The 25,950-nt window shown below is 60.1% G+C and carries 28 protein-coding genes; 5 read left to right on the top strand and 23 right to left on the bottom strand.

The window, feature by feature from the left end; translation table 11 throughout:
- Nucleotides 1-21: 21 nt before the first annotated feature.
- The gene (gene lpdA, locus FPL22_RS15440; RefSeq protein WP_144353894.1) at nt 22-1,401 is read left to right on the top strand and encodes a dihydrolipoyl dehydrogenase; all 1,380 of its coding nucleotides are present in this window, start codon (nt 22-24) and stop codon (nt 1,399-1,401) included.
- Nucleotides 1,402-1,660: 259 nt separating this feature from the next.
- Nucleotides 1,661-2,431 (top strand): hypothetical protein, encoded by a 771-nt coding sequence (locus FPL22_RS15435; RefSeq protein ID WP_144353893.1) that lies wholly within the window; start codon nt 1,661-1,663, stop codon nt 2,429-2,431.
- A gap of 65 nt (nt 2,432-2,496) precedes the next feature.
- On the opposite strand, the gene FPL22_RS15430 is transcribed toward FPL22_RS15435, so the two are convergent.
- The 4 genes from FPL22_RS15430 to FPL22_RS15415 all read right to left on the bottom strand — a co-directional run bounded on the left by FPL22_RS15430 (nt 2,497) and on the right by FPL22_RS15415 (nt 8,153).
- Nucleotides 2,497-4,887, bottom strand: a complete 2,391-nt coding sequence (locus FPL22_RS15430) for an autotransporter outer membrane beta-barrel domain-containing protein (protein ID WP_144353891.1) — start codon at nt 4,885-4,887, stop codon at nt 2,497-2,499.
- Between the two features lie 86 nt (nt 4,888-4,973).
- Complete coding sequence (locus FPL22_RS15425) at nt 4,974-5,978, bottom strand: LacI family DNA-binding transcriptional regulator (RefSeq protein WP_162525332.1); 1,005 nt, start codon at nt 5,976-5,978, stop codon at nt 4,974-4,976.
- Nucleotides 5,979-6,221: 243 nt separating this feature from the next.
- Nucleotides 6,222-7,325, bottom strand: a complete 1,104-nt coding sequence (locus FPL22_RS15420) for a Gfo/Idh/MocA family protein (protein ID WP_144353888.1) — start codon at nt 7,323-7,325, stop codon at nt 6,222-6,224.
- A gap of 12 nt (nt 7,326-7,337) precedes the next feature.
- Nucleotides 7,338-8,153: a sugar phosphate isomerase/epimerase family protein gene (locus FPL22_RS15415; RefSeq protein ID WP_144353887.1), complete on the bottom strand. Its 816-nt coding sequence runs from the start codon at nt 8,151-8,153 to the stop codon at nt 7,338-7,340.
- Nucleotides 8,154-8,251: 98 nt separating this feature from the next.
- On the opposite strand from FPL22_RS15415, the gene FPL22_RS15410 reads away from it, so the two are divergent.
- Nucleotides 8,252-9,034: a helix-turn-helix domain-containing protein gene (locus FPL22_RS15410; RefSeq protein ID WP_144353885.1), complete on the top strand. Its 783-nt coding sequence runs from the start codon at nt 8,252-8,254 to the stop codon at nt 9,032-9,034.
- A gap of 70 nt (nt 9,035-9,104) precedes the next feature.
- Here the strand turns inward: FPL22_RS15410 and FPL22_RS15405 are convergent, their stop codons facing one another.
- The 11 genes from FPL22_RS15405 to FPL22_RS15355 all read right to left on the bottom strand — a co-directional run bounded on the left by FPL22_RS15405 (nt 9,105) and on the right by FPL22_RS15355 (nt 18,463).
- Entirely contained in the window at nt 9,105-10,124 is a 1,020-nt protein-coding gene (locus FPL22_RS15405) for an N-acetylmuramoyl-L-alanine amidase family protein (protein ID WP_162525331.1), read from the bottom strand.
- A 43-nt stretch (nt 10,125-10,167) separates the two neighbouring features.
- Nucleotides 10,168-10,851 carry a translation initiation factor IF-3 gene (gene infC, locus FPL22_RS15400; protein ID WP_144353883.1) on the bottom strand — a complete coding sequence of 228 codons (684 nt, stop codon included), beginning with the start codon at nt 10,849-10,851 and terminating at the stop codon, nt 10,168-10,170.
- Between the two features lie 105 nt (nt 10,852-10,956).
- Complete coding sequence (locus FPL22_RS15395) at nt 10,957-11,361, bottom strand: HesB/IscA family protein (RefSeq protein WP_144353882.1); 405 nt, start codon at nt 11,359-11,361, stop codon at nt 10,957-10,959.
- Nucleotides 11,362-11,414: 53 nt separating this feature from the next.
- Entirely contained in the window at nt 11,415-12,416 is a 1,002-nt protein-coding gene (locus FPL22_RS15390; protein WP_144353880.1) for an LLM class flavin-dependent oxidoreductase, read from the bottom strand.
- A 30-nt stretch (nt 12,417-12,446) separates the two neighbouring features.
- Nucleotides 12,447-13,478, bottom strand: coding sequence for an aldo/keto reductase (locus FPL22_RS15385; RefSeq protein ID WP_144353879.1), 1,032 nt, complete (start codon nt 13,476-13,478; stop codon nt 12,447-12,449).
- A gap of 79 nt (nt 13,479-13,557) precedes the next feature.
- Nucleotides 13,558-14,478 carry a 4-hydroxythreonine-4-phosphate dehydrogenase PdxA gene (gene pdxA / locus FPL22_RS15380; RefSeq protein WP_144353877.1) on the bottom strand — a complete coding sequence of 307 codons (921 nt, stop codon included), beginning with the start codon at nt 14,476-14,478 and terminating at the stop codon, nt 13,558-13,560.
- Nucleotides 14,471-15,229 carry an acyl-ACP--UDP-N-acetylglucosamine O-acyltransferase gene (lpxA, locus tag FPL22_RS15375; protein WP_238991435.1) on the bottom strand — a complete coding sequence of 253 codons (759 nt, stop codon included), beginning with the start codon at nt 15,227-15,229 and terminating at the stop codon, nt 14,471-14,473. Before lpxA ends, pdxA begins: the two co-directional genes overlap by 8 nt.
- Before the next feature lie 23 nt (nt 15,230-15,252).
- Entirely contained in the window at nt 15,253-15,675 is a 423-nt protein-coding gene (locus FPL22_RS15370; protein ID WP_144353876.1) for a hypothetical protein, read from the bottom strand.
- 9 nt (nt 15,676-15,684) lie between these two features.
- A complete protein-coding gene (locus tag FPL22_RS15365; protein WP_144353874.1) occupies nt 15,685-16,323 on the bottom strand; it encodes a hypothetical protein in 639 nt (212 codons plus the stop codon).
- Between the two features lie 18 nt (nt 16,324-16,341).
- Nucleotides 16,342-17,427: a 3-dehydroquinate synthase gene (aroB, locus tag FPL22_RS15360; protein WP_144353872.1), complete on the bottom strand. Its 1,086-nt coding sequence runs from the start codon at nt 17,425-17,427 to the stop codon at nt 16,342-16,344.
- A 43-nt stretch (nt 17,428-17,470) separates the two neighbouring features.
- Nucleotides 17,471-18,463 (bottom strand): hydroxyacid dehydrogenase, encoded by a 993-nt coding sequence (locus FPL22_RS15355; RefSeq protein WP_144353871.1) that lies wholly within the window; start codon nt 18,461-18,463, stop codon nt 17,471-17,473.
- Between the two features lie 144 nt (nt 18,464-18,607).
- Here FPL22_RS15355 and rph point away from each other — a divergent pair, with 144 nt between their 5' ends.
- Together rph and FPL22_RS15345 are read left to right on the top strand one after the other, a co-directional pair.
- Complete coding sequence (rph, locus tag FPL22_RS15350) at nt 18,608-19,360, top strand: ribonuclease PH (protein ID WP_144353870.1); 753 nt, start codon at nt 18,608-18,610, stop codon at nt 19,358-19,360.
- A 59-nt stretch (nt 19,361-19,419) separates the two neighbouring features.
- Nucleotides 19,420-20,019, top strand: coding sequence for a HupE/UreJ family protein (locus FPL22_RS15345; RefSeq protein WP_144353868.1), 600 nt, complete (start codon nt 19,420-19,422; stop codon nt 20,017-20,019).
- On the opposite strand, the gene FPL22_RS15340 is transcribed toward FPL22_RS15345, so the two are convergent.
- The 8 genes from FPL22_RS15340 to urtE form a co-directional block, all read right to left on the bottom strand.
- The gene (locus FPL22_RS15340) at nt 20,016-20,849 is read right to left on the bottom strand and encodes an urease accessory protein UreD (protein WP_144353867.1); all 834 of its coding nucleotides are present in this window, start codon (nt 20,847-20,849) and stop codon (nt 20,016-20,018) included. The two genes, FPL22_RS15345 and FPL22_RS15340, sit on opposite strands and share 4 nt — an antisense overlap.
- Nucleotides 20,849-21,472 carry an urease accessory protein UreG gene (gene ureG, locus FPL22_RS15335; RefSeq protein ID WP_203235167.1) on the bottom strand — a complete coding sequence of 208 codons (624 nt, stop codon included), beginning with the start codon at nt 21,470-21,472 and terminating at the stop codon, nt 20,849-20,851. The genes FPL22_RS15340 and ureG overlap by 1 nt, the downstream gene beginning before the upstream one ends.
- A gap of 4 nt (nt 21,473-21,476) precedes the next feature.
- Nucleotides 21,477-22,196, bottom strand: coding sequence for an urease accessory protein UreF (locus FPL22_RS15330; protein WP_144353864.1), 720 nt, complete (start codon nt 22,194-22,196; stop codon nt 21,477-21,479).
- Nucleotides 22,168-22,638, bottom strand: a complete 471-nt coding sequence (locus tag FPL22_RS15325) for an urease accessory protein UreE (RefSeq protein WP_144353863.1) — start codon at nt 22,636-22,638, stop codon at nt 22,168-22,170. Before FPL22_RS15325 ends, FPL22_RS15330 begins: the two co-directional genes overlap by 29 nt.
- A gap of 81 nt (nt 22,639-22,719) precedes the next feature.
- Complete coding sequence (gene ureC / locus FPL22_RS15320; RefSeq protein WP_144353862.1) at nt 22,720-24,486, bottom strand: urease subunit alpha; 1,767 nt, start codon at nt 24,484-24,486, stop codon at nt 22,720-22,722.
- A 19-nt stretch (nt 24,487-24,505) separates the two neighbouring features.
- Complete coding sequence (locus tag FPL22_RS15315; RefSeq protein ID WP_144353860.1) at nt 24,506-24,817, bottom strand: urease subunit beta; 312 nt, start codon at nt 24,815-24,817, stop codon at nt 24,506-24,508.
- 3 nt (nt 24,818-24,820) lie between these two features.
- Entirely contained in the window at nt 24,821-25,123 is a 303-nt protein-coding gene (locus FPL22_RS15310; RefSeq protein ID WP_144353859.1) for an urease subunit gamma, read from the bottom strand.
- Nucleotides 25,124-25,182: 59 nt separating this feature from the next.
- Nucleotides 25,183-25,941 carry an urea ABC transporter ATP-binding subunit UrtE gene (urtE, locus tag FPL22_RS15305; protein ID WP_144353858.1) on the bottom strand — a complete coding sequence of 253 codons (759 nt, stop codon included), beginning with the start codon at nt 25,939-25,941 and terminating at the stop codon, nt 25,183-25,185.
- Nucleotides 25,942-25,950: the final 9 nt, after the last annotated feature.

The following is a 25,950-nucleotide window of genomic DNA, read 5'->3' as shown; positions in this document are numbered from 1 at the left end:
TGCGACTCTGCGTTAAATACAATGTCCTCCCCATCCTTCGATCTCATCGTCATCGGCGCAGGCCCCGGCGGCTACGTGTGCGCCTTCCGCGCCGCGCAGCTCGGCCTCAAGGTCGCCCTCATCGACAAACGCGCCGAACTCGGCGGCACCTGCCTCAACGTCGGCTGCATTCCCAGCAAAGCCCTGCTCGCTTCCTCCGAGCACTTCCTCTTCGCGCAAAAGCACGCGTCCGAACACGGCATCAAAATCGACGGCGTCTCCATCGACATCGCCGCCATGCTCAAAAAGAAGGACGGCATCGTCGCCAAGATGACCGGCGGCGTCGCCCTCCTTGCCAAGGCCCGCAAGATCACCGTCATCACCGGCGAAGCGAAGTTCACCTCCGCCAACACCGTTGCCGTCGGCGACCAATCGCTCACGGCCAAGAACATCGTCATCGCGACCGGCTCGGCCCCCGTCGAGCTGCCATTCATGAAGTTCGACGGCAAGACCGTCATCTCCAGCACCGAGGCTCTCACCCTCACCGAGGTCCCCAAGAAACTCGTGGTCGTCGGCGGCGGCGCCATCGGCCTCGAACTCGGCTCCGTCTGGGCCCGCCTCGGCTCCGAGGTCACCATCGTCGAGTTCCTCCCCAAGATCGCCGCCGCCAACGACGACGACATCGTCCGCAACTTCACCCGCCTGCTCCAGAAACAGGGACTCAAAATCGAGTGCGGCGCTAAGGTCACCGGCTTCTCCAAAGGCATCCTCACCGCCGAACGCGAGGGCAAGGTCCTCGAATTCCCCGCCGACAAAGTTCTCGTCGCCGTCGGCCGCCGTCCCTACGCCGACAACCTCGACCTCGACAAAGCCGGCGTGGAACTCACCGACAAAAAACGCATCAAGGTCGACGCCCACCTCAAGACCACCGCTGCAGGCGTGTGGGCAATCGGTGACGTCATCGATGGTCCGATGCTTGCGCACAAAGCCGAGGAAGACGGCGTCGCCGTCGCCGAATGGATCGCCGGCAAGCACGGTCACGTGAACTGGGATCTCATGCCCGCCATCATCTACACCGAGCCCGAGGTTGCCTCTGTGGGTATCGGTGAAGACGCCGCCAAAGCCAAGGGCCTCGCGATCAACGTCGGCAAATTCAACTTTGCCGCCAACGCCCGCGCCCTCGCGAACGACGCCGGCGATGGCTACGTCAAAATCATCGCTGACGCCAAGACCGACAAAATCCTCGGTGCCCAGATCCTCGGCAAAAACGCCGGCGAACTCATCAGCGAGATCGTCACGCACATGGAATACGGCGGCAGCGCCGAAGACCTAGCTCGCACGATCCACGCCCACCCTACGATGTCCGAAGCCGTCAAAGAAGCCGCGATGGCCGTAAGCAAGAGCGCCATCCACGCGATCTAAAGACACCCGTTCGCATCGCAATTACCGCCCGGCCTTTATCGGTCGGGCTTTTTTGTAATAGGCCGTCAAATCGCTAAATTCTAGCCTCAAGACAGAGCCCCTGCTTTCAGTTTTCAAAAAGGATTCCATCTAATCGTCGCAAGCAGCCAGCTTTAAACCAGCCGTTTTCCACAAATCGAATCCCTGAATGTTAACGCTAACATTTAGGGTTGAAAAACAACTACCCTCTGCCATTTTCAAGAGAAGTAACCCCATCTTTATGAAGCCTCGCTTAACCTCACGCGCCGCATCCCTCGTTTCGCTATTGGCCATCGCTCTAGGACTGCCACTTGTGCACGCGACTCCGCTCCAAGTCACCGATATCGGCCTCTCCGGCAGCTTCACCGCCGGTTCACCCGAAATCATAACGGGCAACGCGACTGTGACAACACTCACTACCAGCGAAGGCACGTTCAGCGGACTGCTTGGCGCCGTCGCCAACAACGTCACAGCCGTCAACAACACGCCTTACTCGATCGGCACCGCTCCGACCGATTCGAACGCGGCTGCTTCTGGCCTGACGGTGAACGACGCCGTCAACAACATGAACAGCGGACGCTTCCAGTTCACGGGTCTCACCCTTAATGCATCCACCCGGTTCTTCGTTCTCGAAACCACTCCGACCACCACTTACGGCGATCCCTTCACCGTCACGTTGATCAACGCTTCCAACGTGCAGGTCGGCTCGTTCACGCTCAGCCTTCTCGCCGCCAACTTCACGCAGACTTCGCTGGCCAATGTCGATTACAACACGGGCACCGGCACCCTCACCGGCGGCAAATTATCAGGTGTCTCGTTTTCCTTCACCGACCTCGGCGTGACGGATTTCGGCGCCATTGCCAGCGTCACCGGAATTTCCATCAACGGTGGCGGCCTGCTGGACCCCAGCGTGGTCGGCGCCTACTCCGTCATACCCGAACCCGGCTCGTTCGGCGTGCTTGCCGGCCTTGCGGCCTTTGCGGCGCTGGTGATGCGCCGCCGCCGGAGCTGATTCGCCTCACGGCATCAAAACCGTCCGCCCTAAAAAAACCGCCTGTGCAGGCGGTTTTTTTATTCTCAACGCCGAGTGATTCGCAACCGGGCGAAGCGGTGTTCCGGTCTCACAACGATCGCAGAAACAATTCGCGTCAGACCGTCACCGGTATTGGTCCGGCTTGTCTCCATCGTGTATCTCGATCCCGAATACCACGCGTTCAGATCCGAAGAAACCTCTATCACGTAATCGAGATCCGTGGCCTCCAGAGCCTCGTGATAAGAAATTGCCAGATGCATGTGCCCGTCGATCACGCTCGCGCCCGCCTCCAACGGCGAGAACGCCGCGGCGACCGTCTTGGGCTCGAGGCCTTGCGCGTATTTCATCAGGTTGGAAATGCCGTCTCCCATAATAACCGCCAAGTCACCGCTAACCGCGGAGTTTTGCTGCTCGGTAGGCGTAAACCAACGGTTTCGCCAAAGCGTATAAGGTTTAGGCGACAGCCTCGCCACGATCGAGCCGCCAACCACCCACAAACCAGCATTGTAAGCGTCGAGTCCCGAGTCGATGGTCAAACCGGAAAGAATACGCCCCGACCCGTCCACCGAAAGTCCCGCATAGGCTGCACCCGAAGAAGCCGTGAACAACACATAGTCGCCCGCAGGTAATCGTCCCGCCGAAAGATCACTGAAATCGACGCTCGCTCCGGAGAACACGACATCGCCTGTCGCAGCGTTTAACACCGAGATTTTGTCCGACTGAAAGTCGCTTGCTCCCGCAGTGTTCAGCTCAATGTTTAATCGCGCGCCGGACGCCAATCCCAAGACGCTGCCCGTGGTGGCGGCTCCGTTGATCGTCAACGTTCCCAAACCCGGGCCCGGCGCGATGCTGCCGCCGGCATCTATACTCACCCGTTTCGCCGATCCCGGCGTGATCTGGCCGACTCCGCTCAATATCGCCGCAGAACGCACGCGCACACCCGCCGCGCCGGTCGCGGAGTTCGCTCCCGAAATCGCAGTGTTGGCCACGACCGAGCCCTCAAAGATGTCGAGGAGATTGGCGGCGCCGGTGCCGAACGTATTCGCACCGATAAACACCAAGCTCCCCACTCCTCGTTTTCCAAGACTGATCGCTCCGGAAATTTCCGATGTCGATCCCAAGACGAGCGTGGCCGCGGCGTTTTCCACCACGATGTCACCATCGGCCGAGGGCGTGATCACGAGTTTTCCCCAACCTGGGTTCGTGCCGATATTAACTGTTCCCGTCGTTGCATTGCTCAGGTGTAAAAGCGACGTCCCTCCCAATGCGTCCGTGCCTCCCGTGAGATTGAGAATGCGCGTCGTCGTCACCGTGGCGTTTGCCTGAACGGCCTTGGTCGCGCCGCCGATGTCGAAGCTCAGATTTTTTACCGAGGACGTCGGACTGCCCTGCGTGCTGTTGGCCACGATCGAACTCGCCGGAGAACTCGCATCAATCAACACGCCGTGCTCAGTCGTCAACGCGCCCGCAGTCCAGTTCGACGCGTTGTTCCAATTGTAAGGACTGACGCCTGATAACAGCCGGTTGATCGCCGGCAACAGCGGCGCGGGCGGTTCCGGCTCCGGCAGGTTCTGCGTTTCGTAAGCGACGAGGTGAATTTGAGCCGCATGCGTCGCACTGATCCCCAGATCGGCCGCCGCAGTTCCGGTTCCCGCGCCAATATCTCGAGGATCGAGTCCCGTGATCTTCGCGTAGAACAGAACCGCGGAAAGATAGCTCCCGTATTTTCCGGCATGACGGTGATCACCGGTGGACCAGAGGTAAAATGTTCCGGGCATAAACCCGTCATCCGCGTTCGGGTCCGCGTAACCGCCATCTACGGCACGGAGAAACGCGTCGCCCACCCTCACCATTCCCGTGAAATCTATTTTCCCCGACGTGCGCTTGGATCGATAATACAGCCTGTAATAGGCGTCGTGCAGATCGTTTTGCATAGCCTGCAAATTGCCCGCATAGCCGTTGCCATCGGCCGAGGTAGGCGATGCCCAGGTTTCGTAGAGCAACACACGCGCATCCGGATTCGCACTGAGTATCAAATCCTGCAAACCGTCGCCGCCGCTGAGAAACAATGCGGGCTCGCCCCCTTTGTTCGATGGCAGCGGCCTCGTGCTGTTCTCCTGCAACACCACCACGTTCCATTTCGGATCGGCAATGATCGTCGCTCGATTGGCCAGGTGATACGAAAACGTCTGCGAGCTCACCGCTTCGATGGTCACGCCGTAATCTAGCCCAGCCTGGTCCGTGAGCTTTTTGAAAATTCCCGGAACACCGCCGTAGCCTGACGCGTTGGCATCGGTGATGTTGGCCTTGTTGTAGACCATCACGGGATTCTCGTGTCCGTGGGTGAAGCTATTGCCGACAAACAACACTTCCTGCCGTGCGGATAAAGCCGCAGTCAGAAGCATCGGAACGATCAGGGGGCCAAAGTATTTCATACAGAAGCGACAAGAATGGGGTATTAAAAACAAATAATGTTAGCGCTAACACAACATACCTAGGCGTCAATCCCGATACCGTTTTCTTAAGCTATCGAACCGGTGGATTGGCGCACAATCAATCGCACCTTAAGCAACGATCGCCCCTCGGGGCGGACTTGTTTGTTCAGAGCCTCGACCAAGAGGCGCGCTCCGTGGGCCGCCATTTCGAAAACCGGCTGATGCACCGTGGTGAGCGCAGGATGTATATTCTCCGAACTGGGCAGATCATCGAAACCGCCGATGGAAACGTCGCGCGGAACAGTCAGGCGCAACTCCCGCGTCGCCTCAATCAACCCGTGTGCCATCGCATCGTTGGCCGCGATGATCGCAGTTGGCCGCTCTTCCGTCTGCAACAAAGCCAGCCCCGCATCGCAGCCCGACTTGAACGAATAATCCCCTCTCCACAAGGGTCGGCTTTTCTTCGATAACCGCTTCCTTGCGCAGAAGTCCAGGAACGCTTGTTCGCGCGCATGAGCCACCGAAAAACCGGCCGGCCCGCCGACAAAAGCAATACGGCGATGGCCCAGCCCGTGGAGATGTTCACACATCGATTCGATGCCTTGGTAGTCGTCGCACGATACGCAACACACGCCGCGATGATCAACCCGCTTGCCCACCACCACGAGCGGCAGGCGCATCGAACTGAATGTTTCGAGAAACGCCTCGTGAGCGTTGGGCGCGATCACCAGGAGGCCGTCGACCTTTCGCGTCCGGTGCAACTGCTGCAATTTGGCGCCGTCCTCGAACGTGCGGGCGCGGATGTCGAACAGCGAAATATCCCACTCGGTGTCCATGAGCACCGATTGCACGCCGCGCACGATTTCACCGAAATAGTCCGAGCCGATCAGGCCGTGAAACGGCAGCGCGATCCCGATAAATCCCGAGCGACTGCGCGCCAGATTACTCGCGACGGTGTTGATTTGAAAATCGAGCCGTTTGACGGCTTCCAACACTTTTTCCCGGGTGGCCGCGCTCACAAGCCCCTTCCCGCTGATCACGCGGGAAACCGTCATCATGGAAATCCCACAATCCTTGGCGATGTCTTCCATCGTTACATTCATGCAATCCCCAGTTGATAGCCGGCTTTGATCGCAGTCAAAGAAGACCGTCGCTTCATTTGATGGTCAGGCCTCACGGAGAAACGCAGCACCACAGGCCACCGGCGAGCACGCGACCGACCCTGGCAAATTATCAGCCCAGACGGTTTCCCAGATAGACGCAAAAAAGCGGCCAATCTTTCGCAGGATTGGCCGCTTTGATTTTCACCGACTGGGTCGGGATGGAGCTGCGTCTTAGAGGCGACCTTCGATCAGGCCGAGCGGCAGCGCCTGGGGCTGCTCGGGGCGGGACTGAATCACGATGCTCTTGCCGGTTTTCGACGACTGCTCGAAGGAGTGCATGACTTCCAACGCGTGGAGAGCCAGCGCGCCGCTCGCGCGGTGCTTGCGCTTGCCGTTGCTCAGAATCGCATATGCGAGATCGGCGGCGCCGATGCTGCGCGAGTTCATCAGGTAACGGTGGCTGAAGGCCTGCGTCTGCCATTCCTTGGTCGAGGACGTCCACATCTGGATCGGGCCGCCAAAGGTGTTCGGGTCCGGAGCCTTGAGTGAACCTTCGGTGCCGTAGAGCTCGATCGGGCTGTGGCCGTGGGCATACACGTCGAACGAGATGGTCGCCGTGATGACCGCGCCGGAGTGGAACTCCAGCGAGCCCGAGTAATGCGTGGGAATCTCGACGGGGAGCAACTTGCCGAACTGCTCTTTGCAGGTGGCGATGCGTTGATCAAACGCCTTGGTCGTGATCGCGCTCACGCGCTTCACGGGGCCGAGCAAGTGCACGAGCGCGGTGATGTAATACGGGCCCATGTCGAACATGGGGCCGGCGCCGGTCTCGTAGAAGAAAGCAGGATTCGGGTGCCAGCTCTCAGGGCCGCGGCTCATCATGAACGCGGTGCCGCCCACGACTTTGCCGAGCCAGCCGTCGTCGACGAGTTTACGGCAGGTCTGGAAGCCGCCACCCATGAACGTGTCGGGAGCACAACCGACCAGCAGGCCCTTGGCCTTGGCGGTCTCCATGATTTTCTGGCCGTCCTTAAGGCTGACCGAGAGGGGCTTTTCGCTGTGGACGTGCTTGCCGGCGTTGAGCGCGGCGAGGCTGATCTTCGCGTGAACGGCGGGGATGGTCAGATTGATGACCAGCTGCACGTCAGGATTCGCGAGGAGTTCGTCCACGGTCTGGGCCTTGCAGCCGTTTTCCAAGGCCTTGGCCTCGGCGAGCTCGGTCTTGAGGTCCGCGCAGGACACGACCTTGAGCACTTCGAAAAGTTTAGCTCCGTTGAAGTAGGCCTGCGAAATGTTGCCGCAGCCGATGATTCCGATACCGATTTGTTTAGCCATGACGGGGTCCGTTTATTTTTTGCCCTGAGCGATTTTGTTGGATGTGAGGTAGGCGTAACTGTCTTTGATCGCCTGCATCATGTCACCTTCGAAGCTGTCGAGTTCGACGGCAATGTAGTCTGCGTGACGGACGGCCTTCGAAGCGGCGACGAGGTCAACCTGGCCCGTGCCGGCGGCGCGGAAAGGAATGGAGTCGCTCACCATGATCTTGCCGCTCTCGGTGGTGGCTTCCTTGAAGGTCGCCTGATTGGAGACGATGCCGTCCTTGAAATGGAGGACCTTGCCGCGCGCGCCGATTTCCTGGATGAACGCAGCCGGGTCGAGACCAGCGCGGGAAACCCAGAAAATATCGGCTTCGTAAACAACCGTGTCGGGCGTGTTCTCAAGGAAGATCTGGTGGGCACGACGGCCTTCAACCTCGATGAGATCCCAGTCGTGATTATGGTAGCCGACCTGGATGCCGTGCGGGGCAAGATTGGCGGCGGCTTCGCAGTAGAGCTCGCACATGGCCTTCACACCGTCGAGCGAGGTGTAGTGCTCGCGGAACTTCGGCGGGCAGCCGGTGATGAGATACTTGTGCCCCATGAGGAGAGCTTCCTCGATGATGGCGTTCTTGTTGTCGCCGATGGGCAGACCGATGTGTGCGGTGGGCGCCTTCAGACCGAGTTCCTGGAAAAGCTTGGCGGCTTCCTTGGCGGAATATCCGGGATAACCGGCGGGCTCGACGCAGCCGAAACCGGTTTCGGCGATGGTGCGGATGGTGCCGGCATAGTCCTGCTTCGCGAGATCGCGAACGCTGTATAACTGAACGGTGATTTGCGGTGTCATGGGAGTTATGGTGAGGGGCTAGCTTGTCAAAAGCTACGTGAGGGGTTGACCGTTTCTACCTTACCAGAAGATATTCCAGATGCGAATTGACTAAAACTATGAATCACTGGCTAAACCTACCGCCCCGCCTGACCCGGCTTGGCACCTACGCGAGTCCGCTGGGCGGATCGCGAAAGCCGACCTCATCGGAACAAAACGAGGTATTGTTCGAAATCATCCAGGAAGGCTCGGTCTATGGCCTGGAAGAAACGCCGGTGTTGCACGGCGAAAGCGCGGTGTTTTGCCATCAGGGCGGGCAGATATCGGTTTCAGATTCTCCGCCGGGCAGCTACTACAACTGCTATGTCGTCTGGTTCGAGTGTGCACAGGACGGCTTCCCTTCGGATTGGCCGCGGGTGTTTCAGTGGAAGGACCGCAAATCGATGCACACCTTCATGGAGGAGATGCTGCACGCGTTCCACTACGCCGCGTTGGATCGGGACGTGATCGGAAACCTGATTCTATCGCGTTTCGAATTCGAGTTGGAGCGCTCTCGCTCGCTCGCGCGAACCCAGGCCGTCCCCACGCAATTGAGTCTCGCGACCGATTTCATCAACCGAAACTACGCGAAGCCCCTGTCATTGGAAGACGTGGCGAAGGCGGCCGACGTGAGCGTGTCCCATCTGCACATGTTGTTTCGCGCGCACTTGGGCGAGAGTCCGCACCAATACCTGATTCAGAAACGCCTGCGCATCGCCGGACACACGCTGGCCACCGGCAACCTGTCGATCAAAGTGGTCGCCACGGAAGTCGGCTACCCTAACGCGGAGAATTTTTGCCGCGCCTTTCGAAAATTCTTTGGACGTTCCGCATCTGAATACCGTCAGGCTTATTCCCGATAAACCGGTCCGACTGCTAACGAATCGCGATCAAGCAGGGCGTCGAAAACCAAAGGACCCGCCCCCTTCCCGCTCACTTCGTCTTCACCGGCGTGATCGCCACGGCGTAGGCGCGCACGCCTTGGGCGAGTGCCTCGGCCAGCGACTGCCGATACGCCGAAGTCGAGATGCGTTTCGCTTCGTCGTTATTGGAAAGATAGCCCGCCTCAATCAGCACACCGGGGCTGTTCACCAACCGTAGCACGGCGAAACGGGCGCGTTTAAAACCACGGTCCAGACTGCCGAGTTTGCCGACCACCTGGTCATGCATATGATAACCCAGCAGTGTATTCCACGGGTCGTTGCGATTGCCCGGATTCGCAACGTTGTCACTGGGATCACGGCGCGGACTGCCGGTGGAGCGCTGGTATTGCGGAGTCATCACGTAGGTCTCCGAACCGCGGACCGTGGGAGATCCGCCCACCGCGTTAAAATGAATACTGATGAATAAATCCGCGCCGGCCTTGTTCGCGATTTCCGCGCGCTGCGGCAGTGGAACGAAGCGATCATCGGTGCGCGTCATGACAATCTTGTAGCCCTGCTTCACCAGCAACGTGCGCAGGCGCATCGCCACATCGAGCGCGAAGACTTTTTCATCCAGCTTGAAGGGCTTGTTCTGCGTGCCGGTATCCTGTCCGCCATGACCCGCATCGATCACGATGACGCGCAATGCCGGAGCAGGCGGAGTCGTCACCGAAGAGGGACGCAGAATCGGCAGGAATAATTTATCCGCATCGATACGGCTCACATAAAGCGTGCTGCCGCGAAACACCGCCGGCTCGCCCATCAAGACACGCAGGCCGTTGATCACCGCATCGCGTTTGTCGGCTTCGATGTCGATCTGGCTGGTGGCTGATTGGAAGCGCAGGCTTTTGCCGCGCTCGATCCAGGCCCCCTTGAAACCGTTGCGGGCAAAAAACACGCGGGCATCCACATAATTGACGCCCGCCACCTTGATGTAGGTCGAGCTGGATCCGGCGGGATTGCGCGTTGGCGGCGCCGCCTCGGACGAAACTCCCGAAAAGAAAATGAGCGCGGTAAAAACCGCGCTCATGAGGAAACTATAAGGCAACCTGACCATGAACCGCAAAGGCCATTCAGGCCTTGGGGGATGCCTCGTCGTCAGCAGCGTCTTCGTGGCCGTGATCGGAACCGGTGTCGTCGATCGCCTCTTCACCCTTATCGAGGGTGTATTTGCGCTTGCGCTTGTTGGCGGGGAGCGGGGTCAACATGACGTTGATCTGCTTGCCCATGAGCTTGGCCTGGTTGTCCGGATGACCCATACCTTCGAGCTCGGCCAACGCCTTTTGCATCAGCGCAAAACCGATTTCGGTGTGCGCCATTTCGCGGCCGCGGAACTTCAGGCGGAGCTTCACCTTGTTGCCGTGATCGAGGAATTCCTCGGCGTGACGGATCTTGGTGAGGAAATCGCCGCCGGCGATACGCGGCGTGAACTCGATTTCCTTGAGCTTCGTGGCGGTCGTCTTGGCGTGACTCGCCTTCTTCTGCTCTTCGTAAATGTATTTGCCGAAATCCATGATGCGGCAAACGGGCGGCTTCGCGGTCGCCGCCATCTCGACGAGGTCGAGATTGAACTGCTGCGCGAGCGCCAATGCGCGCTCGGTCTGCATGATGCCGAGCTGCTGGCCCTCAGGGCTGATGACGCGGATTTCAGGTTCCTTGATCCGTGCGTTGCGACGGATGTGAGCAAAAGGGTCGTTGTTACGACGCTGGAAATAACCGGGGCGGTTGCCGCCCGACGAAGGAAACGAGTTGGCCATCAATAAGGAGGTTCGGAGTTTGGGACGTGCAAAATTTCGCCAAGACCACCGGCGAAGACAACCAAGAAGTAGCCAATCCGCGGAAAGTCCGCCCTGCGACCCCGGTTATACGCTGAAACTCTCGCCACAGGAGCAGCTCGCCTTGGCGTTGGGGTTCGAAAACTTAAACCCTCCGGCAATGAGCTTGTTGGAGAAATCCAAGACCGTCCCCTTCAGATAAAGCGCCGTCTTTGGATCCACGATCACCGCCACGCCGCCCGTGCGCACCAGAATGTCGCCTTTTTTAGGCTCCTTGGCGAAACGCAGCTTGTAGCTCAGGCCGTTGCAACCGCCGCCCGAGATCGCCACCCGCAGAAAATCGCCCTGCTGTTCGCGCACGATCAACGCCCTCGTTTTCACACCCGCCGCCTCGGTCAGTTTCACCAGATTCTCGTTACCTTCGCGCACGCCTTCGGGCGGAAGGGTGACGACAGGCAAGGGAGCGACAGCGGTGGATTCGGCAACGGACATATCAGCAGTATTGGCCGTGCCGCGCGTTTATCAAGCGTCACGGCGGGTCAGCTTCACGCGCCCCACACATCCGCCACGATCTCATAGGATCGTATCCGCGCAACCGGATCAAAAATCATAGCGTTGATGATAATCTCATCCGCCCCCGTCTTCGCCTGCAACGCCTCCAACCCCCGTCGCACCGTCTCCGGCCCGCCTGTAATAGATGCGCTCAGGTTCCCCGCGACCGCCGCCGCTTCCTCCGGCGACCAATGCCCGTCCATGCTCTCGACCGGCGCCGGCAACTGTCCCGGACGCCCCCTGATCAAATTGAGAAACGCCTGCTGATGCGACGTCGCCAGCCGCCGCGCCTCCTCGTCGGTGTCCGCGGCGATCACATTGATGCCCACCATCGCATACGGCTCGAGCAGCGCGCCGGACGGTTGAAACGAATTCCGATACAACTCGCACGACGCCACCATAGCGTGCGGCGAAAACTGCCCCGCAAACGCAAACGGCAACCCGAGGACTCCCGCCAGTTGGGCGCTAAACCCACTCGAGCTCAGCAGCCAGATCGGCACGTCCAATCCCGCCCCTGGAACCGCGCGCACCGGTTGTCCGGGCCGCGCCGGTTGAAAGTATCCGCGTAACTCATTCAGCAACTCGGGGAAATCATCACCGTTCGTCCCGAGCGTCCGTCGCAACGCCCGCGCCGTCGCCTGATCGCTCCCCGGCGCCCGGCCCAATCCCAGATCGATGCGACCCGGAAACAACGCCTCCAGCGTTCCGAACTGTTCGGCGATCACCAGCGGCGCGTGATTCGGCAGCATGATCCCACCCGACCCAACGCGAATCCGCTCCGTCGCCGCCGCGAGTTGACCGATCACCACCGAAGTAGCCGCACTCGCGATGCCGACCATGTTGTGATGCTCCGCCACCCAGTAACGATGATAGCCGAGCGCCTCCGCATGCTGCGCCAACCGCACGCTCTCGCGCAATGCCCCACCCACCGTCCCGCCCGCCACTACCGGCGAGAGGTCGAGCACCGAACGGGGAATGTCTTTCAAGCGCGCCATGATTTTGGGTTTCCGTTTCTTGCTTCGCGCTCAAACCGGCGACGGATTCCGCTCACCAAATCCCGCTTGGTGAAAATACGGATATGCCTTCGTCGTCGCACTCGCCGCATCCAGCTTCGCGACTTGCTCCTTGGTGAGATTCCAGCCGATCGCGCCGAGATTCTGACGCAACTGCTCCTCCGTGCGCGCGCCGATGATCACGCTCGAAACCGACGGACGCTGCAGCAACCAGTTGATCGCGATCTGCGGCACTGTCTTGCCCGTCTCAGCAGCCACCTCGTCGATCACATCGACGACTTTGTAGAGATATTCTTCCTCCACCGGCGGGCCCACGTCGATCGCCAGTTGTGACTGCAACCGCGTGTCCTTGGGCAGCGGCTGACCACGCCGGAACTTGCCCGTGAGCCGCGCCCAACCGAGCGGACTCCACACCATCGCGCCGACTTTTTGGTCGAGCGCCAGCGGCATCAATTCCCACTCATAGCTGCGACCAACGAGCGAGTAATACGCCTGATGCGCCACATACCGAGAAAGCCCGTGTTTGTCCGAATGCGCGAGTGACTTCATCAAGTGCCAGCCCGAGAAATTCGACGCGCCGATGTAGCGGATTTTCCCCGCGCGCACCAAATCATCAAGCGTCCGCAACGTCTCCTCGACCGGCGTCAACGCATCGAAACCGTGCAGCTCAAACAAGTCGATGTAGTCCGTCCCCAATCGCTTCAAACTCCCCTCGACCGCGCGCAACAAATGATGCCGAGACGAGCCCACGTCATTCGGCCCCTCGCCAAAACGAAACGTCGCCTTGGTCGAGATGAGCACCTGGTCGCGACGTCCCTTGATCGCCTCGCCAAGGATGCTCTCGGAGTTTCCGTTCGAATAAATATCCGCGCTGTCGAACATCGTCAGCCCGGCCTCCAGCGCGACGTCCACGATCCGTGTGGCCTCGGCCACATCGCTCGTGCCGAAGGCGCGAAACAATTCGTTGTTACCGCCAAACGTGCCCGTGCCGAGTGTCAGCACCGGCACCTTGAGTCCTGATCCGCCCAGTTGTCTGTAGTCCATGATGGTTGGTTGAAGTGGAAAATTCGCTATGCGAGCGAACCGTCCCCGCTAAACCGTCCGCGTCAAGCCGACCGCCTGCTTAATTCGTCGCGCGCACCGCCATCAACCGCCTCGCCACTGTCACCGCGTTGGTGAAACTCGTTGCGCTCGCCACACCTTTGCCCGCGATGCCAAACGCCGTCCCGTGATCCGGACTCGTGCGCACCCACGGCAGCCCCAGCGTCACATTCACCGCCTCGTCAAAATCGATCACCTTCAGCGGCGCGAGTCCTTGGTCATGATACAGCGCAATCACCACATCGAACTCACCGCGCAATTGCCGCGCGAACGCCGTGTCGCCCGACAACGTGCGCGACAGTCCCGGAAACTCCCCGCGAAGCCCGTCGAGAATAGGATCAATCGTCGTGAGTTCCTCGTCCCCCAGCAGACCGCCTTCGCCTGCGTGCGGATTCAGCCCGCACACCGCGATGCGTGGTTGCGCGATGCCTTCGGATTTCGCCAGCGCATCCGCCGCCGCGACCGTGCGCTCAAAGTTTTCCGGCGTGAGATGTTCGCCCACTTCGAGCAACGGCACGTGCCAGGTCAGTAGCACCACGCGCAGTTTCCCGCCGCAAAACGCCATGGCCGGCGCCCCCCCCCAACGATCTGCAAAAAACTCCGTCTGCCCGGGAAACGGATACCCCACATCCGCCAGACGCGCCTTGCTCACCGGCCCGGTGACCACACCGGCGAACCGTCCGTCTCGACACCCGGCCGCGGCCGTCTCCATTGCCGCCAACGCGATTCGCGCACCGGTCTCATCCGGTGTGCCAGGCGTGGCCGCATAATCGGCCGGTCCCACCGCGACTCGATCCACACCCTCGGGCAATGTCGCCAGCCACCGCGCCGGACCGATCACTGCCACCGCGATCAGTTCGGCGGCATGTGCACTCAGCCACGCCTCAATGATCTCCGGACCCACGCCCGCCGGATCGCCGCACGTAAATGCCAGTTTAGGCATCTGACGCCTCCGTGGTGGTGCGTGCCGACCGCGCAAAGCCGCGCTTGCCACCCGCGAAAAACTCCAAAAAGCGCCGCGCTTCCGTGGTCGTGTAATTTCCATTGGCCAGCGCCGTGGCCGCCAGTTCACGAATATTCCCAAGGCCAAAATACACGGCACGAAACGCAGTTTTCAATTCACCAATCGCTTCGCGTGAAAACCCGCGGCGCTTCAACCCGACCAGATTCAATCCCGACACTTCATCTCGCTCCGCCGTGATCGTAAACGGTGCCAGATCGCGCGAGATGCGCGAGAGCCCGCTGATCATCGCGCTTTCGCCGATGCGGCAAAACTGATGAATGCCCGCGCCACCACCGATGAACGTGAAACTACCCACGTCCACATGCCCGGCCAGCATAACGTTGTTGGCCAACACCACGTCGTCGCCCAGCGCGCAATCGTGGCCGAGGTGGCTGTTCGCCATCAGAAAACAACGCGCCCCGATCACCGTGGAGTTACCCGCATGAATTGCGCGGTTGAGCGTCACGTTTTCGCGAATCACCGTTCCCTCGCCCACCCGCACAAAGCTGGGCGTAGCCCGGTCGAACTTGATGTATTGCGGATCGCCGCCGACCACCGCGCCGGGATGAACTACCACCCGATCCGCGAGCACGGCATGCCGCGTGACAATCGCCCGGGCGAGAATCTCGCAATCAACGCCAAGCTGCGCGCCATCTTCAACAATCGCCGAGGGATGAATAATCGTGGGCATTTTATAAAAAATGAACGCTTGGTTTACTTCGTCAGCGCCAGGATACGTCGCTCCAATGGCACAGAGTAAGGTTGGATCGAGATCCACAAGTCCGACGCGCGATAAACAGGCGTGTTATTTGGCTTTAAAACTAAAAAAAAGATGCCCCTCTGTCCCTTTTTCAAAAGGGGAAGTTCGTCTTTTTCGGATTCATAAAACCGACTGGCCGAAATCGATATCCGCAGCGGAACAGTGCCGCCCACGAGTGACTTTGCATCTGTCAATTTGATCACATAGTCGATCACCCCATCCTCATTAAAAACACCCATCGGAGATGCTTCGATAGTTCCATCAACTACCACCATGCTTTTTTTCAAAAGAAACTGGATCGTGTCATCATCTGTATCCGCACGCAGGCTCCCGCAAAAAGCAAAACAAGCGACAATGAATAACGTGATGCGAATCATGATCTCTTATCATCCTTTGGATTTACGCACAAAGCTCGATCCGCGCTCGGACAGCAGGTCCATCTGCGCATCTTTGAGCAGATCGTAATTCTTAAGAATACGGATCACCTGCAACGTATCGCTCTTGCCGTAGTTGCGGTTGATTTCGGTCTTCTCGATCAGGTCGAGCAGCATGGAGCGAAACGAGATGATCGCGTCCACGCCGCGCTCCTTGAGCATTGCGATGCTTTGAGAACGAAATGGTTCCTGCGTCGGCAGGCTAGGCAGCACCAAGATTTTCGTGAGTTGGTCTTCGCCCTCCTCGGCCGTCTCTGCCGCCGGGAAAAACCGCGTGGCCTCCTTCATGACGTTGTCCTCGAGGAAGCGGAAAATCTCCGGCGAGCTCTTCAACATGTTCGGCGTGAACACGCCCGTGTGCCAGCCCTTCACCGCGATCATCGCGCGGTGCACCAGCGGCAGCTCGTTGGAGAACAAAAAGAAATCGGGCTTCCGTTCACCGCGCTGCCACGACGGGTTATAAACCAGCAGATCGATCTCTTCGTCGCCGGTCTTCTTGCGCGCCTGCACCTGATACTTGCGCACCTGACGCACGAGAAATCCGTTCTGTTCAAAATACTCGCGGACAATTCCTTCGTCGATGGCGGACATGGTTCGTGATCCGTCAGGTTACGTTGCGCCGACTTCGCGAAAACTCTCCTCGGCTAACTTCGGATCGATATCACCCTGCGTCGCCGCCACGCCGAGAGATTTCAGCACGACAAAGCGCAACGCACCCGCGCGCACTTTCTTGTCGCGCGCCATCGCCGTCATCAGCGGTGCGAGCGGCAAAGCCTCGCGTAGCTTCACAGGCAGTGCGTGCGCCGTCAGCACGGCCTCGATGCGCGCCACCTCGACCGCACCAATGTATCCGAGCTTCTGTGACAGCCGTGCAGCCGCCGCCAGGCCGATGGCAACCGCTTCCCCGTGCAGGTAATGCCCGTAGCCCGTCACCTGTTCGATCGCGTGGCCAAACGTGTGGCCGAGATTCAGCAACGCGCGTCCGCCTTCCTTCGCGGTCTCATGTTCATCGGCTTCGACGACGCCGGCCTTCAACGCACAGCAGCGCCGCACGACCGCACCGAGCTCCGCACTTTCCACCGTCAGCGTCTTTGCTTCCAGCTGGGCAAACAGCGCGGCATCACCCAACAGTCCGGTCTTGATGACCTCGGCCATACCGGCCGCAAACTCCCGCGGCGGCAGCGTGGTGAGCAGACCCGTGCCGATGAACACACCCTTCGGCTGATGAAACGCACCCACGAGGTTCTTGCCCGCCTTGAGATTGATACCGGTTTTCCCGCCCACCGAACTATCCACCATTGAGAGCAATGTCGTGGGCACCTGATAAAATGCGATGCCCCGCAAATAGCTGGCCGCCGCAAATCCGGCCAGATCGCCGATCACACCGCCGCCCGCCGCAAACAAGGCGCCACCGCGGTCGATGCGATGCTCCGCCAGAAAGTCCAGCACGCGCCCGAGCTCCGTCAGCGACTTGGTTTCCTCGCCGGGCTCAAGCACCAGCATCGGTTGTCCGCCAAACATCGTTTCCAGTGTATCCCGCTGCGCATTGGCCAGATTCCGATCGGTGACCACGACCACCTTGCGACCCGCCGTGATCAGCGCATCGACCTCTGCACGCACGGCAGCCGCGGCATTGACCCCAAATTGGATGGGGTAACTGCGTGCGCCCAGGTTGACGGTGAGACTCTCGATCATGAACGGGTTAAACGTCAGGCGGCGCCGTGGGTCAAATCCTCGCTCAAGCCAGGATGGCCGCTTTATCCTTGGAAATCGCCCAGCGCATCGGTTCGCCTTTCGCCCAGCGGTCGAACTCGTCCACCATCAACTGGCCCATACGACGGCATTCGGTTTCCTGGGAGCCGGCGATGTGTGGCGTCAGCACGACGTTGGGCAATGAATACAGCGGAGAGCCCGGCACGGGAGGCTCGGGCCAAGTCACGTCGAGTAGCGCCGTCACTTCCGGACGACGAGCGAGCACCTGGATCATCTCCGGTTCGTTCACGATCGCACCGCGCGCCGTGTTCAGGAAGGTCGCGCCGGACTTCATCAGTTCAAAATGCTTCCCCTGAATCATACCCTCGGTCTGCTTGAGCCAGGGCGTGTGCAGTGAAACCACATCGCAGTGCCGGAAAATATCATCGAGCGAGACCAGGGTGACATTGAACTCGGCGGCCTGCTCCGGCGTGAGAAACGGATCGTAAACCCACACATCGAGATTGAAGGGTAGCAACCGTTCGCGCACGAGACGTCCGATCATGCCGAAGGAGATCAAGCCCACCTTGGTTCCGTAGGCGCCGGGCGGCTTTACTTTTTCAGGATAGGCACCGAGTCGCTTCGTCTCGAGCGCGTAATACCACGTGCGTTTCAGCGACAGAAGAATCGAGGCGAGCGTGAACTCGGAAACCGGCACCGCATTCATCGCATACGCGCTGGTCACCGCAATATTACGCTCCCAAAACGCATCAGGCGTCATGGCCTTGATCGAACCCGCACCATAGAAAACCGCGCGCAGTTTCGGCGCCGCCGCCAGGAATTCCGCGTTCATCTCCGGAGCGCCCCAACCGGTAAAAATCACCTCTACATCGGCCAGCAACGAGGGATTGGCTTGGATCGACTCTTTCGTGTGCAACCCGGGCACCAGATCAACGCGTCGGGAGATCTTGGCGCGCAAGGTCTCGCCGTAGATCAATTCATAAGCGTGAGATTCGAGTAAGATAAGGCCCTTGGGCATGGTCGGATGATGAGATGACCGCAGATGGGAAAAGGAAACAATATCATAGTTAACTAGGGACTAAACCTCCTCGCGCCCCGTCCGCACATGTCTCCGATTTTTGCTGTCGCGGTGCGGGTGATCCGGCGGATACCGTTTTTTCTTATGACGTCTCCCGCCCTCCGCGCCGATGGCCGCAAAGCCGACCAGCTCCGCCCGATCACCTTTGAAGCCGGCATCGCCCCGCACGCCACCGGCTCGGTCCTCGTCTCCTACGGAAACACCCGCGTCATCTGCGCCGCCACCATCGAACCCAAGGTTCCTTCGTGGATGAAACAACAGCGCGTCCCCGGCGGCTGGCTCACCGCCGAGTATTCATTGCTTCCCTACAGCACGCATGAGCGAAAGCAGCGCGACATTTCCCGCGGCAAAATCGATGGCCGCACCGTTGAGATCCAGCGCCTGATTGGTCGCTCCCTGCGCGCCGTGCTCGACCTGAAAAAACTTGGCGAGAACACCCTCTGGATTGATTGCGATGTCCTTCAGGCCGACGGCGGCACCCGAACCGCCTCCATCACCGGCGCCTACCTCGCTGCCCGCCTCGCCATCCAGACGCTCCTCGATGCCAAACGCATTCCCGAAAACCCGCTCGTGGACAGCGTCGCCGCTATCAGCGTGGGGCTCCTCGAAGGACGCGAGTTACTTGATCTCCCCTATTTGGAAGACAAAGACGCCGAAGTGGATTTCAACATCGTGATGACCGGCCAGGGTAAATTCGTCGAAGTCCAAGGCTCCGGCGAAGAATCCACCTACACCTACGAGCAACTGATCAGCCTCGTCGCCCTCGCCCAAAAAGGCATCAAAGAGATTAGCGCACTGCAGACCGCATTCCTGACCAAACAATTGCTCGCCCGCTGATTCCGACACCCGCGAAAAAGCCTGACTTCGTGGCCCGTAATTTGCTTATCCTTACCCACATGAAACGTCCCCTCGCCGCCCGCGTTTTCAAGATGATCGCAGTCCTCGCCGCACTGCCGGCGATTGCTTCCGCCCATCCCGGCCACGACGGCGGCCACGATCTCACCTGGGACTTCGCCGGCGGTTTCCAACACCCCATCTTCGGCCTCGACCACTTGCTCGCCATGATCGCCGTCGGTGTCTGGGCGATGCAGATCGGCGGCCGCGGCCGCTGGCTCATTCCCGCGACTTTCGTCGGCGTGATGACGCTCGGAGCAGCCATCGGCACTCAAGGCGTCGCCTTCCCCGCTGTTGAACAAATGATCGCCGCCTCGCTGCTCGTCTTCGGCCTCATGATCGCGATGGCGAAACGCCTGCCGATTTACGCCGGCCTCGGCCTCACCGCCCTTTTCGCCCTTTTCCACGGTATCGCCCACGGCGCTGAAATCCCCGCCAACTCCAACGGCCTGTCCTACGGCCTTGGTTTCGTCATCGCGACGGTTGCCCTCCATAGCGTCGGCCTCGCCCTCGGCAAACTCAGCGCAAGCCAGTCTTCCTGGTTCGCCAAGGCAGCCGGTGCCGGCGTCGCGACCGTCGGTGCGGTGATGCTGGTGGCTTAAAGCTTCCGCGCATCGCACGCAAGGTGCGGGCACAACGGCGTTAAAATTCGCCGGATGGCGTTCAACGTCTGCTTCAACTTCACGCCGTCCGGCGCGACAAACTTGATGCTCCAGCCGCCGCCAAGCCGCAGCTGACTCGCGCCCAGCCACACGCCGTCGGTGTGCAGCGCATGCAACTGATCACGCCAGGCTGGCGCCGTCTCGGCACCGAGTCCCGGACCGATCACCACGGCGTTACCAAAACACGCGCCCTCGCCCGCTCCGGCCAACGCCGCCAGCGCCCGCAATCCCGCCCCATCCTGCTCGAAGCGTTCGTGCAACAACCGCTCGCCGTCGCGCCGCACATCGAGTTCGAGCACGAGTTTTTTCCATTCCCACGCTTCGCCGTGCGCGACGCGCCCGGGCAGAAGCAGGTCGGCATAAAACGCCGCCCCGTCCGCGGCGACGATCAACTCGGTGCGTTGGTGAAACACACTTCCGCGATGCGGCACCACGGGCTCGGGCAACACCTCCAGCCAGCCGCCGCTTTCGACGACAAACCGCTGCGTGCTGTTCGCCTCGCCTTCACGCATTTTAAAAACCCGGCTCGCACTCGGCGTCGTCAGCAACATCGCCGCGCCGGGGGCCACTTCAACGGACGACTCCAACCGGTCGCCCGACAAAATCCCCGCCGTCGGATTCACGACCTGCACCAGCAGCGTGCGCGTCTCTGTATCCCAGTAAGGTTTGCTCACATGATACGGCGCGCGAAACGCCTGCGCACCGATCGCCGTTTGGCCGTCGGCCCGCGCCTCGGCCCGCAGAAAGAGTTGTCCGTGAAACTGCGCCATCAGGCTTTCGCTTTACGTGCAAACAACACCTCGCGCTCGATCCATGCGATGACGGCGTCGAGATTATGCTCACGCTTCAGATCACAAAACAAAAACGGCTTCGCCCCACGCTGAATCTTGGAGTCGCGGTCCATCACGCCGAGATCCGCGCCGACTAGCGGAGCCAGATCGATTTTGTTGATAATGAGCAGATCGCTGTGCCGGATGGCCGGGCCACCCTTGCGAGGGATTTTATCTCCCTCGGCCACGTCGATCACGTAGATGAATTGATCGACCAGCTCCGGCGAAAACGTCGCCGTGAGATTGTCGCCGCCACTCTCCACCAGCACGAGATCGAGGTCGGGAAATTTCGTCTCCAGCGCACGGCACGCCTGCTCGTTCATCGTCGTGTCATCACGGATCGCCGTGTGCGGACACCCGCCCGTCTCTACACCCGCGATGCGTTCCGCCGGCAGCGCGCTGTGTTGAACGAGAAACTGCGCATCTTCGGAGCAGTAGATATCGTTGGTCACGACCGCCATCGAGTAACGCAGGCGCAACTGCTGGCAGAGCTTGAGACAGAGCATCGTCTTGCCGGAACCAACCGGACCACCAATGCCGATACGAGGAGCACGAGAAGACATAGTTTTAAGAAATAAACATGCGGCCATCCGCGGTCTCATGGCGAGCCGCCGCGATATCGAGCCACGGGTTAAACCAACCGATCTCATCCATCGGCACGACCGAGGCTGCATCAATCAAAGCGGGCGCCTGCGACAGCGCCTCGGTGAGCAGTGTCTGCGTGGCATTCTGACCGATACGCAGCACCTTCATCGACGCCGCCAGCAGACCGGCGACCGATGAATACATCACTCCCACCAGCACCGCTTCCAATGGAGCGCCCAACACGCGTCCCTCCAAAGCGGCTGAAATCGCCGATGAAAACGGCCATCCGGCCTCGGCCGCACGTTTCAGATACTCCTGCGCCAAAGGATGCGCATGAAGCGTCGAGGTGAGTTCGGCCCGCTGACGCCCGATATTCTCGGTCGCAGTGCGCGCTTCCTTCGCACTCTTCAACGCATGGGCCAGCACACAGAGTTCACCCACCTTCGCCCAGTCCGGAGCCGTCGGCTCAAATGCCGCATACGCCTGTGCGGCGAGCGGCAACTCGGCCTGTCGCAGATTTGGCAGCACCGATAAAAAGACAAACTCCCGCAGCGTTGTCCGATCGCGCACCACGCCGGACTGAACCAATCCTTCCAGCCCAAACGAATGCGCGTAAGCACCCGTCGGGTAATAGGAATCACCCGCCTGCAAGAGGCCGACCAGCCAGCGTGCGTCAGTGCTTGTGACTGGGGCCGAGCTCATCGACGAGAGGTGTGCTGACACTGCGTTTAAACCGGCCCGGGCGAAATACCGCGGTAGTCGGCGTATAATCGATTTGAATCCGCGCGAACAACTGACGGGCGGCCGGTTCGTCCGGCGTGAGTAACCGCGTCGCCTCGGATGAAAACTCCAGGTGCAAGTTCCCCACCGCCCAGCCGATTCCCGCTGTTGCCGAGGCCGGCAGTTCGCCCATCAGAATCTCCAGCACGGGCTCCGATTCCTGCACGGCCACGTAACGCACGGTGTCTGATTGAAAAAACGTGTCTCCATGCTTGAGCGGTGAAGCCAGTTCGAAACCGAATTCCGTCCCGTCCGCCGCCACACCTCGCCACAGGCGTTTCATCAACGTGCGCCGCTCGGCACGCAGCTCCACCACGGGGAGCGCGAGCGCCGGAGACATTACGGGAGCTGAGACCAAAATCATGACGAAGTTCGCGGTGCAGGAGCGGCTTTACGCCGCGGTTCAGAAACATCGCGCCGTAAAGCCACTCCTGCAACAAGCCGATTAAAATAGGAAATACCGTTGGGCCATCGGCAGCACTTTTGCCGGCTCGCAGGTCAGGTGCACGCCGTCGGCGGTGACGTGATAGGTCTCCGGATCGACCACGATCTTCGGCATGGCATCGTTGTGAACCATGTCGGTCTTGCGCACGCTGCGGCAGCTCTTCACCGCTTCGAGACGGCGTTTGAGGCCGAGCTCCTGCAGCCCACCGTCGCGCAAACCCGCTTCCGAAACAAAGGTCAGGCTGGTCGAAGCAACCCCACGCGCGGTTGCGCCAAACATCGGACGATAGAACATCGGCTGCGGGGTGGGAATCGACGCATTGGGATCACCCATGTTCGCCCACGCAATGAACCCGCCCTTGAGAATCAGCTCGGGTTTCACGCCGAAGAGCGCAGGCTTAAACAGCACGAGATCCGCCAGCTTGCCGACTTCCACCGAGCCGATGATGTGCCCCATGCCGTGCGTGATCGCCGGGTTGATCGTGTATTTGGCCACGTAACGCAGCGCGCGATAGTTGTCCGCGGCCGGATGCGAAGGATGCGTGAGCGGGCCGAACTGCATCTTCATCTTGTGCGCCGTCTGCCAGGTTCGGCAGATGACTTCACCGATGCGGCCCATCGCCTGTGAATCGGACGACATCATCGAGATCGCACCGATGTCGTGCAGACGATCCTCGGCGGCAATCGTCTCGGGACGGATGCGCGACTCGGCGAACGACACGTCCTCGGGAATCTTCGGATCGAGGTGATGGCACACCATCAGCATGTCGAGATGCTCATCAATGGTGTTAACCGTGAACGGACGCGTCGGGTTGGTCGAAGACGGGAGGACATTGGCCTCGCCACATACGCGAATGATATCGGGAGCGTGCCCGCCGCCCGCGCCTTCGGAATGGTAAGTGTGAATCGCACGGCCCTTGAAGGCGGCCAGCGTGTCCTCGACAAAACCGGCTTCGTTGAGCGTATCGGTATGGATGGCGACCTGCACATCAAACTCCTCGGCAACACCGAGGCACGTATCAATGGCAGCAGGCGTGGTGCCCCAGTCTTCGTGGAGCTTGAGACCGATGGCGCCGGCGAGGACTTGATCGCGGAGCGGTTGGGCGGTGCCGCAGTTCCCCTTGCCGAGGAAGCCGAGATTCATCGGATAAGCCTCGGCGGCTTCGAGCATGCGATGGAGATTCCAACGTCCCGGCGTGCAGGTCGTGGCGAGCGTGCCGTGAGCGGGGCCGGTGCCACCGCCGATCATGGTGGTGACGCCTGAGCTGATCGCTTCGTCGATCTGTTGAGGGCAGATAAAATGAATGTGCGTATCGATGCCGCCCGCCGTGATGATGTTGCCTTCGGCCGCCAATACCTCGGTGCCGGCACCGACGATCATCGGATTTTTTTTGCCCGTCTTCGGATCGGGATAAACCGAACCGATGCCACGCTGAATACCGGGATTACCGGCATGCCCGATACCCACGATGAGACCGTGCTTGATACCGATGTCGGCTTTGATGATGCCGAGCTTCGCATCAAGGATCAGCGCGTTGGTGATCACCAGATCGAGCGATTCTGCATCGGTGGCGGTGGGCGACTGTCCCATGCCGTCACGCAGCACCTTGCCGCCGCCGAACTTGATTTCGTTACCATAACCGCCGCCCTCGGCAATGAGGTCGCGTTCCACTTGGATGAAGAGCTCGGTGTCAGCAAGGCGGACTTGGTCACCGACGGTGGGGCCGAACATCTCGGCATATTGGCGGCGGGTAAGCTTAAGAGGCATGGGGAATGTGAGCAGTAGATCAGAGTTTGCCGTTGATCTTGGCGTTGAGTCCCCAGACCTCGCGGAGGCCGGTGAGCGCAACGAGTTCGACTTGCTTGGTATCGCCAGCCTCAAAGCGCACGGCGGTGCCGGCGGGAATGTTCAAGCGAAAGCCACGAGTCGCCTCGCGATCGAAACGCAGGCCCGCATTGGACTCGTAAAAGTGATAATGCGAACCGACCTGAATCGGACGATCGCCGGTGTTGGCGACCTGAATGATCTTGGTTTCGAGATCGAGGTTGGCGTCGAGCGCAGGGGCGTCGGGCGCCGTGATGATTTCACCGGGGATCATGGCTCAGCGGATGGGATTGTGAACGGTGACGAGTTTGGTGCCGTCGGGGAACGTGGCCTCGACCTGCACATCATGGATCATCTCGGGCACGCCTTCCATGACTTGGTCGCGCGTGAGCAGCGTGGTGCCGAAACTCATGAGCTCGGCGACGGTTTTTCCGTCACGCGCCCCTTCCATGATCTCGTAGGAGATGATGGCGATGGACTCGGGATAGTTGAGCTTCAGCCCGCGGGCCTGACGACGTCGGGCCAGGTCGGAGGCAGTAACGATGAGGAGCTTTTCGCGTTCGCGGGGAGTCAGGTGCATAGTGACGAGCTGAGAGCTAAGAGCAGAGAGTCCAGAGCTACAATCCGGCAGATCAAGTCTTACACCTGCAAGTGCTCTTTAACGACTTCGTCGGTGAGTGCGGAAATCGGGCCTGAAATCGTCACCGCACCGCGATCCATCGCGTAAAAGCGGTCGGATATCTCACGGCAAAAATCCACGTATTGCTCGACGAGGAGAATGGAGAGTTCGCCCTCGTTCTTGAGCTTTTTTAACGTGTCGCCGATCAGGTCGATGATCGACGGCTGGATGCCTTCGGTCGGCTCATCCAAAATGAGGAGCTTCGGCTTGGTCAGGAGCGCGCGACCAATGGCAAGCTGTTGCTGTTGTCCGCCGGAAAGCACGCCGCCCTTGCGGGACAGCATCTCCTTGAGGACAGGGAATAGCGTGAATACCCGCTCAAGCGCATCCTTCGCCTCCGTGCCCTTGCGTCCGTGGACGACCAGGCCGACCCGAAGGTTTTCCTCAATCGTCAGGTGCGGGAAAATATCACGGCCTTGCGGGACATAACCGATGCCGGCCCGGGCGCGGGCATCGATGGAGAGTTTGTCGATGCGTTTGCCATCAAGTGTGATGGTGCCGGCGCGGATGCCGCGCACGCCGGTGATGGAACGCAGCGTGGTCGTCTTGCCGACACCATTGCGCCCCATCAGGGCGACGAGTTCGCCGGCGCGCACCTCCAGGCTCACCCCGCGAAGGATGCGCGAGCCACCGATGTCGGTCTCGACATTGGTGACCTGAAGCAAGGGAGGCGTCGTGATGGCGCTGGGAGAAGTGAGTGAAACGGGTTCCGTGGTCATGGGGAGCGC

Origin of the sequence: Rariglobus hedericola, from assembly GCF_007559335.1 — a bacterium.
GTDB classification, from domain to species: Bacteria; Verrucomicrobiota; Verrucomicrobiia; order Opitutales; family Opitutaceae; genus Rariglobus; species Rariglobus hedericola.
Note: the sequence above shows the minus strand (reverse complement) of the source record. Positions and strands in the feature narration are given on the sequence as shown.

Excerpts from the sequence above, each read along its gene's own strand:
- lpdA (WP_144353894.1), top strand. The coding sequence starts at position 22 with ATGTCCTCCCCATCCTTCGATCTCATCGTCATCGGCGCAGGCCCCGGC.
- FPL22_RS15435 (WP_144353893.1), top strand. The coding sequence starts at position 1,661 with ATGAAGCCTCGCTTAACCTCACGCGCCGCATCCCTCGTTTCGCTATTG.
- FPL22_RS15430 (WP_144353891.1), bottom strand. The coding sequence starts at position 4,887 with ATGAAATACTTTGGCCCCCTGATCGTTCCGATGCTTCTGACTGCGGCT.
- FPL22_RS15425 (WP_162525332.1), bottom strand. The coding sequence starts at position 5,978 with ATGGAAGACATCGCCAAGGATTGTGGGATTTCCATGATGACGGTTTCC.
- FPL22_RS15420 (WP_144353888.1), bottom strand. The coding sequence starts at position 7,325 with ATGGCTAAACAAATCGGTATCGGAATCATCGGCTGCGGCAACATTTCG.
- FPL22_RS15415 (WP_144353887.1), bottom strand. The coding sequence starts at position 8,153 with ATGACACCGCAAATCACCGTTCAGTTATACAGCGTTCGCGATCTCGCG.
- FPL22_RS15410 (WP_144353885.1), top strand. The coding sequence starts at position 8,252 with ATGAATCACTGGCTAAACCTACCGCCCCGCCTGACCCGGCTTGGCACC.
- FPL22_RS15405 (WP_162525331.1), bottom strand. The coding sequence starts at position 10,124 with ATGAGCGCGGTTTTTACCGCGCTCATTTTCTTTTCGGGAGTTTCGTCC.
- infC (WP_144353883.1), bottom strand. The coding sequence starts at position 10,851 with ATGGCCAACTCGTTTCCTTCGTCGGGCGGCAACCGCCCCGGTTATTTC.
- FPL22_RS15395 (WP_144353882.1), bottom strand. The coding sequence starts at position 11,361 with ATGTCCGTTGCCGAATCCACCGCTGTCGCTCCCTTGCCTGTCGTCACC.
- FPL22_RS15390 (WP_144353880.1), bottom strand. The coding sequence starts at position 12,416 with ATGGCGCGCTTGAAAGACATTCCCCGTTCGGTGCTCGACCTCTCGCCG.
- FPL22_RS15385 (WP_144353879.1), bottom strand. The coding sequence starts at position 13,478 with ATGGACTACAGACAACTGGGCGGATCAGGACTCAAGGTGCCGGTGCTG.
- pdxA (WP_144353877.1), bottom strand. The coding sequence starts at position 14,478 with ATGCCTAAACTGGCATTTACGTGCGGCGATCCGGCGGGCGTGGGTCCG.
- lpxA (WP_238991435.1), bottom strand. The coding sequence starts at position 15,229 with ATGCCCACGATTATTCATCCCTCGGCGATTGTTGAAGATGGCGCGCAG.
- FPL22_RS15370 (WP_144353876.1), bottom strand. The coding sequence starts at position 15,675 with ATGATTCGCATCACGTTATTCATTGTCGCTTGTTTTGCTTTTTGCGGG.
- FPL22_RS15365 (WP_144353874.1), bottom strand. The coding sequence starts at position 16,323 with ATGTCCGCCATCGACGAAGGAATTGTCCGCGAGTATTTTGAACAGAAC.
- aroB (WP_144353872.1), bottom strand. The coding sequence starts at position 17,427 with ATGATCGAGAGTCTCACCGTCAACCTGGGCGCACGCAGTTACCCCATC.
- FPL22_RS15355 (WP_144353871.1), bottom strand. The coding sequence starts at position 18,463 with ATGCCCAAGGGCCTTATCTTACTCGAATCTCACGCTTATGAATTGATC.
- rph (WP_144353870.1), top strand. The coding sequence starts at position 18,608 with ATGACGTCTCCCGCCCTCCGCGCCGATGGCCGCAAAGCCGACCAGCTC.
- FPL22_RS15345 (WP_144353868.1), top strand. The coding sequence starts at position 19,420 with ATGAAACGTCCCCTCGCCGCCCGCGTTTTCAAGATGATCGCAGTCCTC.
- FPL22_RS15340 (WP_144353867.1), bottom strand. The coding sequence starts at position 20,849 with ATGGCGCAGTTTCACGGACAACTCTTTCTGCGGGCCGAGGCGCGGGCC.
- ureG (WP_203235167.1), bottom strand. The coding sequence starts at position 21,472 with ATGTCTTCTCGTGCTCCTCGTATCGGCATTGGTGGTCCGGTTGGTTCC.
- FPL22_RS15330 (WP_144353864.1), bottom strand. The coding sequence starts at position 22,196 with ATGAGCTCGGCCCCAGTCACAAGCACTGACGCACGCTGGCTGGTCGGC.
- FPL22_RS15325 (WP_144353863.1), bottom strand. The coding sequence starts at position 22,638 with ATGATTTTGGTCTCAGCTCCCGTAATGTCTCCGGCGCTCGCGCTCCCC.
- ureC (WP_144353862.1), bottom strand. The coding sequence starts at position 24,486 with ATGCCTCTTAAGCTTACCCGCCGCCAATATGCCGAGATGTTCGGCCCC.
- FPL22_RS15315 (WP_144353860.1), bottom strand. The coding sequence starts at position 24,817 with ATGATCCCCGGTGAAATCATCACGGCGCCCGACGCCCCTGCGCTCGAC.
- FPL22_RS15310 (WP_144353859.1), bottom strand. The coding sequence starts at position 25,123 with ATGCACCTGACTCCCCGCGAACGCGAAAAGCTCCTCATCGTTACTGCC.
- urtE (WP_144353858.1), bottom strand. The coding sequence starts at position 25,941 with ATGACCACGGAACCCGTTTCACTCACTTCTCCCAGCGCCATCACGACG.